Here is a 7,406-nt window from a genome sequence, read left to right on the forward strand (position 1 = left end):
CCCGCCTGCGGGAACAGCGGCCTGGCGCCGGCCGCGACGCCGTTGCGGCCCGGGCTTGCGCCGCCGCGCCCGAAGGCCCGGTCGTTGGACTGCAGGACGTTCTTGAACACCTGGGTGTTGAACTGCGGGGTGACCATGTCGAGCTGGGCGAAGGCGGGGCCCTGAAGGCCCAGGCCGGCGGCGGCGACGATGGCGGCGAAAGTGCGAACTCGCATGCTGCGCTTCCTTTTTACCCCTGAAACGTGAAGTCGCGGGCGCCGGTGACCGGCGCCCGCGTAGCTCCACAACGCTTGGTCGTATTATTGTTTCCGGGCGATACCCGCGATGGCTTCGCCGATGGTCTTCAGCGAGGTGTTGAGGGCGTTGCTCATGATGTTCGCCTCCTGACCGTAGGCCGTCATCTTGGCGCTCATCTCGGTGACCTTCGACTCGTCCTTGTTGGACTTGGCGTTGTCGATCTCCTTGGCGATGTCGAGCATGTCGTTCATCTTGTTGTCGACCGCCGTGCCGAGCGCGATGGCCAGCTTCACCAGGAAGCTCTCGCCGCCGCCGGCCGCCGCCAGGGCGCTGGCGCCCTTGCCGCGCTTGGAGCCTTCGGCGTCCGAACCGGCCTGCAGCTCTTCCTGGGCGTTCTTCACGATCCAGTCCACCGCGTCGAAGGTGTCGCGCTGGGCCTGGCCGGCCTGGAAGTTGTCGAGGCCCGCGGCGTCGCTGAAGCCCTGGACGGCTTCGCCGACGTTCTGCACCGCGCCGCCCGGATCGCCGGCGGCGCTATGGAAGGCCGCCTGGGCCAGGTCGATGGCGCCTTGCGGCAGGCCCAGCTGTTGGCCCAGCTGCTGCAGGACCTGGTCGCCCACCGCCGTCAGCACGCTCTTCAGAGCCGTGGTGACCAGCAGGGAGGCCCCGCCGGTGGCGACGCCCAGGGCGCCTTGCAGCGCGATGTTGGCGATGCTGCTGAACAGGTTGCCGCCGCCGCCGATACCCAGGAAAGACATGTGATGCTCCTTCGATTTCCGTCTGCTCGGAGGGCCTTGGGAGCGTCGCTCCGTCGCCCGGCAAATCGAGACAACCACCTCGCCGCGGCGGTCAGTAGTCGGGTCGTTCCCTAGCTAGGGTTTTCCCTATCAGCTGGCGCACCGCCGCCGCCGGACGGGCCGCGCGCATGCGGGCCTCCTCGCCGGCGCGGGCCTCGGCGGCGATCTCCTCGGGCGTGCGGGCGCGGCGATCCAGCACGGTGATCTGGCCGGCCGTCACCCCCAGCAGGAACACCTCGTCGCGATAGGCCACCAGGGTCAGCCGCTCGCGCTGGCCCACGGGCAGGGCGCGCAGATAGCGGATCTGGTCGTCGGTCGCCGGCCCCGCCTGCACCTGCTTGAGCAGCTTCAGCGAGAAGAAGGCCAGGCCCAGCACGATGGCCAGGGCCAGGGCGACGGTCAGCAGGTCGAGTACGGCGCTCACGGTTGCTCCAGGCTAGGGCAGGGGTGGGAAGGTCGGGCCCGAGGGCGTGTCGGGCGGCGGGTTCTCGGCGGCCTGGGCCTGCTCGTCCTTCAGCCGGCGGGCCCAGAGGATCACCTCGGCGACGGCGGCGAACAGGTCCTGCGGGATGATGTCGTCGACGGCGGCCTTGTCGCGCAGGGCGCGGGCCAACTCGACGTTGCGGATGATCGGCACGCCTTCGGTTTCGGCCGCCTCGCGCATGGCCTGGGCGATCAGGCCCTCGCCCTTGCCCAGCAGCACCGGCACGGCGTGCTCGGCCGGGTCGTAGGCCAGGGCGCAGGCGATGTGGGTCGGGTTGACCACCAGCACCGAGGCGTCGCGGGCGGCCTGCACCGCGTTCTGCTGCGCCCACTCCTGGTGCAGCTGCCGGCGGTGGGCCTTCACGTGTGGATCGCCTTCGGAATCCTTGGCTTCCTGCCGGATGTCGCGCCGGCTCATGCGCATCTTCTTGGTGAAGGAAAAGCGCTGGTAGGCCAGGTCCAGCAGCGACACGAAGACGAACAGCACCGCCGTGCCGGCCAGCAGCTGGAAGGTCAGGCCGCCATAGGCCGACAGAGCCCCGTCGGCCTCGCTGGCGGGCAGGGCCAGCAGCTTGTCGAACGCCAGGGCCACGACGATCCAGGTGAACACGCCCAGCAGCAGGGTCTTGGCCAGCGACTTGGCCACCTCGAACAGGTTGTCGACGCTGAACATCCGCTTGAGCCCCTCGCCGGGGTTCATGTGCGACATCTTCGGGCTCATCTTCTCGAAGGTGAAGACCGGGCCGACCTGGCCGAACTCGGCCAGCATGCCCAGGATCGCCACGGGGATGAAGGTGACGGCCGTCAGGGCCACGAACACCTTGCCGCTGGCGGCCGCCGCGATCGGCCAGGCCTCGGCGAACGGCCGGTCCATCACCGCGAACACCTCGTCGAACAGGCCCCCCAGCCGGTCGAAGGCCCAGCCCGCGGTCATCGCCCCCAGCAGCACCCAGGCGCCGAGCACGATGGTCGAGGTCAGGTCCTTGCTCTTGGGAACGTCGCCCTTCTTGCGGGCGTCGGTCAGGCGCTTGGGTGTCGGTTTCTCTGTCTTGTCCCCGCCGCCGTTCTTTTCAGCCATAGCGTGTGTCTGTCGACGATCGTGACGAAACCAACCGGCGCCGAAGGACCGGCAAAGCCGACAAGCGCGCCAAAAATGGCCAAAAAGAGGCGAGCTTAGCCATAGTAGTTCTTAAGCTGAACCATAGAATATGATGCCTGTAAGGCAGTATACTGAGTATGAAAATTGTTTTAATTCCGTGGTTGACAGGATTGATACACGAAAGCTAGCTTTTGAACGGGTAGTATGCACAGGCGGGGCGCTGCATAGAGGGACAGATTTATGCGCAAGTTCCGCGTAGTGGCGTCGAGCGTGTGTTTAGTCTTATTTTGTTCAAGTCCAGTGTTCGCATATGAATGCGTGACCGCTGACGGCTTGAAATTCAGCAGCGCCCTTCCGATCAACGAAAAGTTTTCCCTGGCGCGCATAGATTGCGTCGCTGAAACACAACCGACAGGGGTGTCGGAACAGCTCCGGCTCTATGACGGACCCCAACTGGCCAGCGCCGTGATCTCGGCTGGACGCATCGCGCCGGCGCCGGTCGTGCTGGTCCGGGGCGCCTCCGGGTCCACCCTCTACGCGCCGCTGGTGGCCGCCGCCGGCCGTGACTTCGACATCGCTCCCGACCTGCTGCGCGCCGTGATGCACGTGGAGTCCCGCGCCAATCCGGGGGCGATCTCGCCCAAGGGCGCCCGGGGGCTGATGCAGATCATGCCGGCCACGGCCAGGCGCTTCGGGGTGCGCGACCCGGCCGTCGAGCTGGGCGATCCGATGGTCAACATCCGCACCGGCGCGGCCTATCTGAAGACCCTGCAGGGTCAGTTCGGCAACGACCTGGAGCTGGTGCTGGCGGCCTACAACGCCGGCGAGGGCGCGGTCATGAAGTACGGCCGCAAGATCCCGCCCTATCGCGAGACGCAGGGCTACGTCTCCAGCGTTCTCGACCGCTATCGCGGCCTGGTTTCGGCGCGCGGCGGCTTCTGAGGACAGCCCGATGAGCGTCGAAACCTATCTCAAGCGCCTTCAGGGGCGGCCGCGCCAGGGCGTCGTCGCACGGTTCAGCGACCTGTTCCTGGTGGCCGGCGTCGTCGCCATCGTCGCCCTGATGATCCTGCCGATGCCGGCCCTGGCGCTCGACGCCCTGGTGGCGGTCAACATCTGCTTCGGCGTCATGCTGCTGCTGGTGGCGATCTACATCTCGACCATCGTCGAGTTCTCGGTGTTCCCCAGCCTGCTGCTGATCACCACGCTCTACCGCCTGGCCCTGTCGATCGCCACGACCCGGATGATCCTGATCGAGGGCCATGCCGGGCACATCATCGACACCTTCGGCAACATGGTCGCCGGCGGCAATCTGGTGGTCGGGCTGGTGGTGTTCCTGATCATCACCGTCGTGCAGTTCATCGTCATCGCCAAGGGCGCCGAGCGGGTGGCCGAGGTCGCCGCACGCTTCAGCCTCGACGCCATGCCGGGCAAGCAGCTGTCGATCGACAGCGACCTGCGCTCGGGCATGATCGACAAGGACGAGGCCAAGCGCCGCCGGCGCGTGCTGGAGATGGAGAGCAAGCTCCACGGCAGCCTCGACGGCGCGATGAAGTTCGTCAAAGGCGACGCCATTGCCAGCATCATCATCGTCGTCATCAACCTCCTGGGCGGCCTGGCCATCGGCATGCTGCAGCAGGGCCTCGACTTCGGCTCGGCGATCCACAAGTACTCGATCCTGACCATCGGCGACGGCATGGTCACTCAGATCCCGGCCCTGCTGGGGGCCATGGCCGCCGGCCTGATCGTCACCCGCACCACCGACGAGGACAGCGAGACCCACCTGGGCGACGCCATGCGCCGGCAGTTCGCGGCCAAGCCCCGGGTGTTCCTGGTGGCCGGCGGCATCTGCTGGCTGATGGCCTTGGTGCCCGGTTTCCCGGCTGTGATCTTCCTGCTGCTGGGCGGGGCGGCGATGATCACCGGCGCCCTGGTCGACGTCGACATGCGCGCCCGCCTGACCCGCAAGCTCGCGCCCGCCCGCGCCGCCGCCGACGAGGCCAAGGCCTCGCCCGCCGCCGCCCGCACCAAGATCCAGGAAGCCCAGCCGGTCGTGCCGCTGCTGCTCGAACTCGACGGCGCCGATGTCCGCCGCCACGAGAGCGCGGTCCTGACCCGGGGGCTGGAGGAGGTGCTGGAGGAGTTCGAACTGCGCCTGGGCGTGGCCCTGCCGCGCGCCTCGTTCCACTACGGCGAAGGTCCCGGCGCCCCCCGCTGGCGGCTGCTGGCCTTCGAGGCCCCGATCGGCGCCGGCGATCTGGCTCATCCGGCCGACCTTTCCGAGCTGCAGGACGCCGTGCGCCAGGCCCTGCGCCGCAACGCGGGCCTGTTCGTCGGCATCCAGGAGGCCAGCAACCTGCTGACCCGCGCCGGCGCCGACTATCCCGAGGTGGTCAAGGAAGCCGCCCGCGCCCTGCCTCTGGCCCGCATCGCCGAGGTGATGCGGCGCCTGGCCGAGGAGGAGGTGCCGCTGCGCAACCAGCGCGACATCCTCGAGGCCCTGGCCGACGCCGGCCAGCGCGAGAAGGATCCGTTCGCCCTCACCGAGTTCGCCCGCGTCGCCCTGCGCCGCCAGATCAGCCACCGCTACGCCCCCGACGGCGCCCTCAGCGCCGTGGTGCTGGAGCCGCCGCTGGAGCAGCACCTGCGCGAGGCCATCCGCACCGGGGCCGGCGCCCAGCAGCTGGCCCTCGATCCCGACATGGCCCGCCGAGTCACCGACGCGATCCTGGCCAAGGTCGACGAGAGCGGCGCGGCCGTCGTCCTGGCCGCCATCGACCTGCGCCGTCACGTGCGCAAGCTGGTCGAAGCCCGCCGCTTCGACCTCGGCGTCCTGTCGTTCCACGAACTCCTGCCCACCCTGAAGCTCGACGTGGCCGGCCGCGTGGCCTTCCCGCGCGAGCCCCTGACCGTCGTGCCCAACGATCCCGAACCGCCGCCGCCGCCCGCTTCCGCGGCCGCCTGAACCCGGAGACAGAATGTCCCTTCAGAAGGATAGACCCAGCGTTCGCCGCGCCGCCCGGATGGGCGTTGTCGCGGCGGTCGCCGCCGCCCTGGCCGCCACCGCGCCGCAGGTTCGCGCCGGCGAGGTTCCGCTGGGCGGCCGCACCATCGACCTGACCGCCCGCGAACAGCCGATCGCCCAGTTCCTCCAGAACTTCTACAATCAGGTCGGCGTGCCGGTGATCGTCTCCTCCCAGGTGGCCGGCACGATCAACGGCGTTTTCCGCGGCCCGGCCGCCAAGATCGACGCCGACATCTCCAAGGCCTTCGACCTCGTCACCTATTACGACGGCGGCGCGGCCTATGTTTACACCGCCGCCCAGCTCTCCAGCCGCAGCTTCCCGATCTCCGGCTCGGCTTCGCGCCGGGTCGATCGCGCCGCCCGGCAGCTTGGCCTGCTCGACGGTCGCAACACCCTGCGCGCCACCGGCGACATGCTGGTGGCCACCGGCTCGCCGCGCTTCCTCCAACAGGTGGACGAACTGGCCCGGGGCGGGGTGCAGGCCGAGGCCGCGTCGCCGACCCTGCAGTACCGGGTCTTCTACCTGCGCTACGGCTGGGCCGACGACGTGAACCTGACGGTGGGCGCCAAGCAGGTGACCATCCCGGGCGTGGCCTCGATCATCCGCTCGCTGGTCAGCTCCGAGACCAACGAGCGCTCCGGCGCGGCGGCCCGCAGCGAGACGGCGCTGCCCGCCGCCGTCCAGGGCCTGCGCGGCCAGGGCCTGGCCACGCTCGGCACGCCCAATGGGGGCGGTTCGTTCTACGGCGCCGAAGGGCAGGGGACCCTGGGCCAGCCGCTAGCCAACGAGCAGACCGGCGTCTACGCCCCGCCCAACCCCGTGCGGGTGCAGGCCGACAGCCGCCTCAACGCCATCATCGTCCGCGACGTCGCCGAGCGGATGTCGGCCTACGAGGAGCTGGTCCGCGCCCTCGACGTCGAGCCGCAACTGCTCGAGGTCGAGGCGGCGATCATCGACATCGACACCACCAAGGCCCGGGATCTCGGGATCAACTGGCGGTTCGACGACGGCAGCGGCGGCATTCAGTTCGGCCGCGGCCCCAATGCGCCGGCGGGCCTGGAGGACACCAACCTCACCCGTGGAAACACCTCGCCCAAGCCCTACCAGGGCCTGATCGCCTCGACGATCATCGGCAACGGCGACTATTTCGCCGCCCGCCTCAACGCTCTGGAGACCGAGGGCGTCGCCCGCGTGGTCTCGCGGCCGCAGATCGTCACCCTGTCGAACGTCGAGGCGGTGTTCGAGAACAGCCGCGACTTCTACGTCCGCCTGGCCGGCGAGCGCGACGTCGACCTCTTCAACGTCACCGCCGGCACCACCCTGCGCGTCACCCCGCACGTCACCCGCGACGCCGGCCAGACCCGCATCCGCATGCTGGTGACCATCGAGGACGGTTCGCTGACCAACGCCAGCGTCGACAACATTCCCGTCGTCCGCCGCGCGGCGCTCAACACCCAGGCCCTGATCGTCGAGGGGCAGAGCCTGCTGCTGGGCGGCATGACCGTGCAGTCCGACACCACCGGCTCGTCGAAGATCCCGGTGCTGGGCTCGATCCCGGTGCTGGGCAACCTCTTCAAGGTGCAGCAGCGCAGCAGCGGCCGCATCGAGCGGATGTTCCTGATCACCCCGCGCCTGGCCTCGATCGGCTCGCGATCGCCGTCGCCGGCGGGGGTGCGCTACGACGCGCCGGCCTCGGGCTTCGAGAACGCCCCGCTGCCCGCCGCGCCGGCCCTGCCGACCGACCGCAAGCCCGCCAAGGGGCCG

General features: G+C 69.3%; 7 protein-coding genes. 3 read left to right on the forward strand and 4 right to left on the reverse strand.

Annotated features, from left to right (window positions below; genetic code table 11):
* The 4 genes from DMC18_RS17575 to sctU all read right to left on the reverse strand — a co-directional run.
* The coding region (locus DMC18_RS17575) for a hypothetical protein (protein ID WP_146218114.1) at positions 1 to 215 on the reverse strand (215 nt) is incomplete at its 3' end.
* Between the two features lie 84 nt (positions 216 to 299).
* Positions 300 to 995, reverse strand: a complete 696-nt coding sequence (locus DMC18_RS17580; protein ID WP_110119739.1) for a hypothetical protein — start codon at positions 993 to 995, stop codon at positions 300 to 302.
* Between the two features lie 91 nt (positions 996 to 1,086).
* Positions 1,087 to 1,458, reverse strand: a complete 372-nt coding sequence (locus DMC18_RS17585) for a flagellar biosynthetic protein FliO (protein WP_110119740.1) — start codon at positions 1,456 to 1,458, stop codon at positions 1,087 to 1,089.
* Between the two features lie 12 nt (positions 1,459 to 1,470).
* Positions 1,471 to 2,595, reverse strand: coding sequence for a type III secretion system export apparatus subunit SctU (sctU, locus tag DMC18_RS17590; protein WP_110119741.1), 1,125 nt, complete (start codon positions 2,593 to 2,595; stop codon positions 1,471 to 1,473).
* A 438-nt stretch (positions 2,596 to 3,033) separates the two neighbouring features.
* On the opposite strand from sctU, the gene DMC18_RS17595 reads away from it, so the two are divergent.
* From DMC18_RS17595 to sctC, 3 genes are all read left to right on the forward strand, one after another.
* Positions 3,034 to 3,558, forward strand: coding sequence for a lytic transglycosylase domain-containing protein (locus DMC18_RS17595; RefSeq protein WP_199232589.1), 525 nt, complete (start codon positions 3,034 to 3,036; stop codon positions 3,556 to 3,558).
* 10 nt (positions 3,559 to 3,568) lie between these two features.
* Entirely contained in the window at positions 3,569 to 5,581 is a 2,013-nt protein-coding gene (locus tag DMC18_RS17600; protein WP_110119743.1) for a flagellar biosynthesis protein FlhA, read from the forward strand.
* A 13-nt stretch (positions 5,582 to 5,594) separates the two neighbouring features.
* The coding region (sctC, locus tag DMC18_RS17605) for a type III secretion system outer membrane ring subunit SctC (RefSeq protein WP_146218115.1) at positions 5,595 to 7,406 on the forward strand (1,812 nt) is incomplete at its 3' end.

Source organism: Caulobacter sp. D5 (assembly GCF_003185805.1).
In the GTDB taxonomy this organism is placed as follows: domain Bacteria; phylum Pseudomonadota; class Alphaproteobacteria; order Caulobacterales; family Caulobacteraceae; genus Caulobacter.

What these genes read in the sequence shown, in the direction of transcription:
- DMC18_RS17580 (WP_110119739.1), bottom strand. Translation starts at nt 995, where the DNA reads ATGTCTTTCCTGGGTATCGGCGGCGGCGGCAACCTGTTCAGCAGCATC.
- sctU (WP_110119741.1), bottom strand. Translation starts at nt 2,595, where the DNA reads ATGGCTGAAAAGAACGGCGGCGGGGACAAGACAGAGAAACCGACACCC.
- DMC18_RS17600 (WP_110119743.1), top strand. Translation starts at nt 3,569, where the DNA reads ATGAGCGTCGAAACCTATCTCAAGCGCCTTCAGGGGCGGCCGCGCCAG.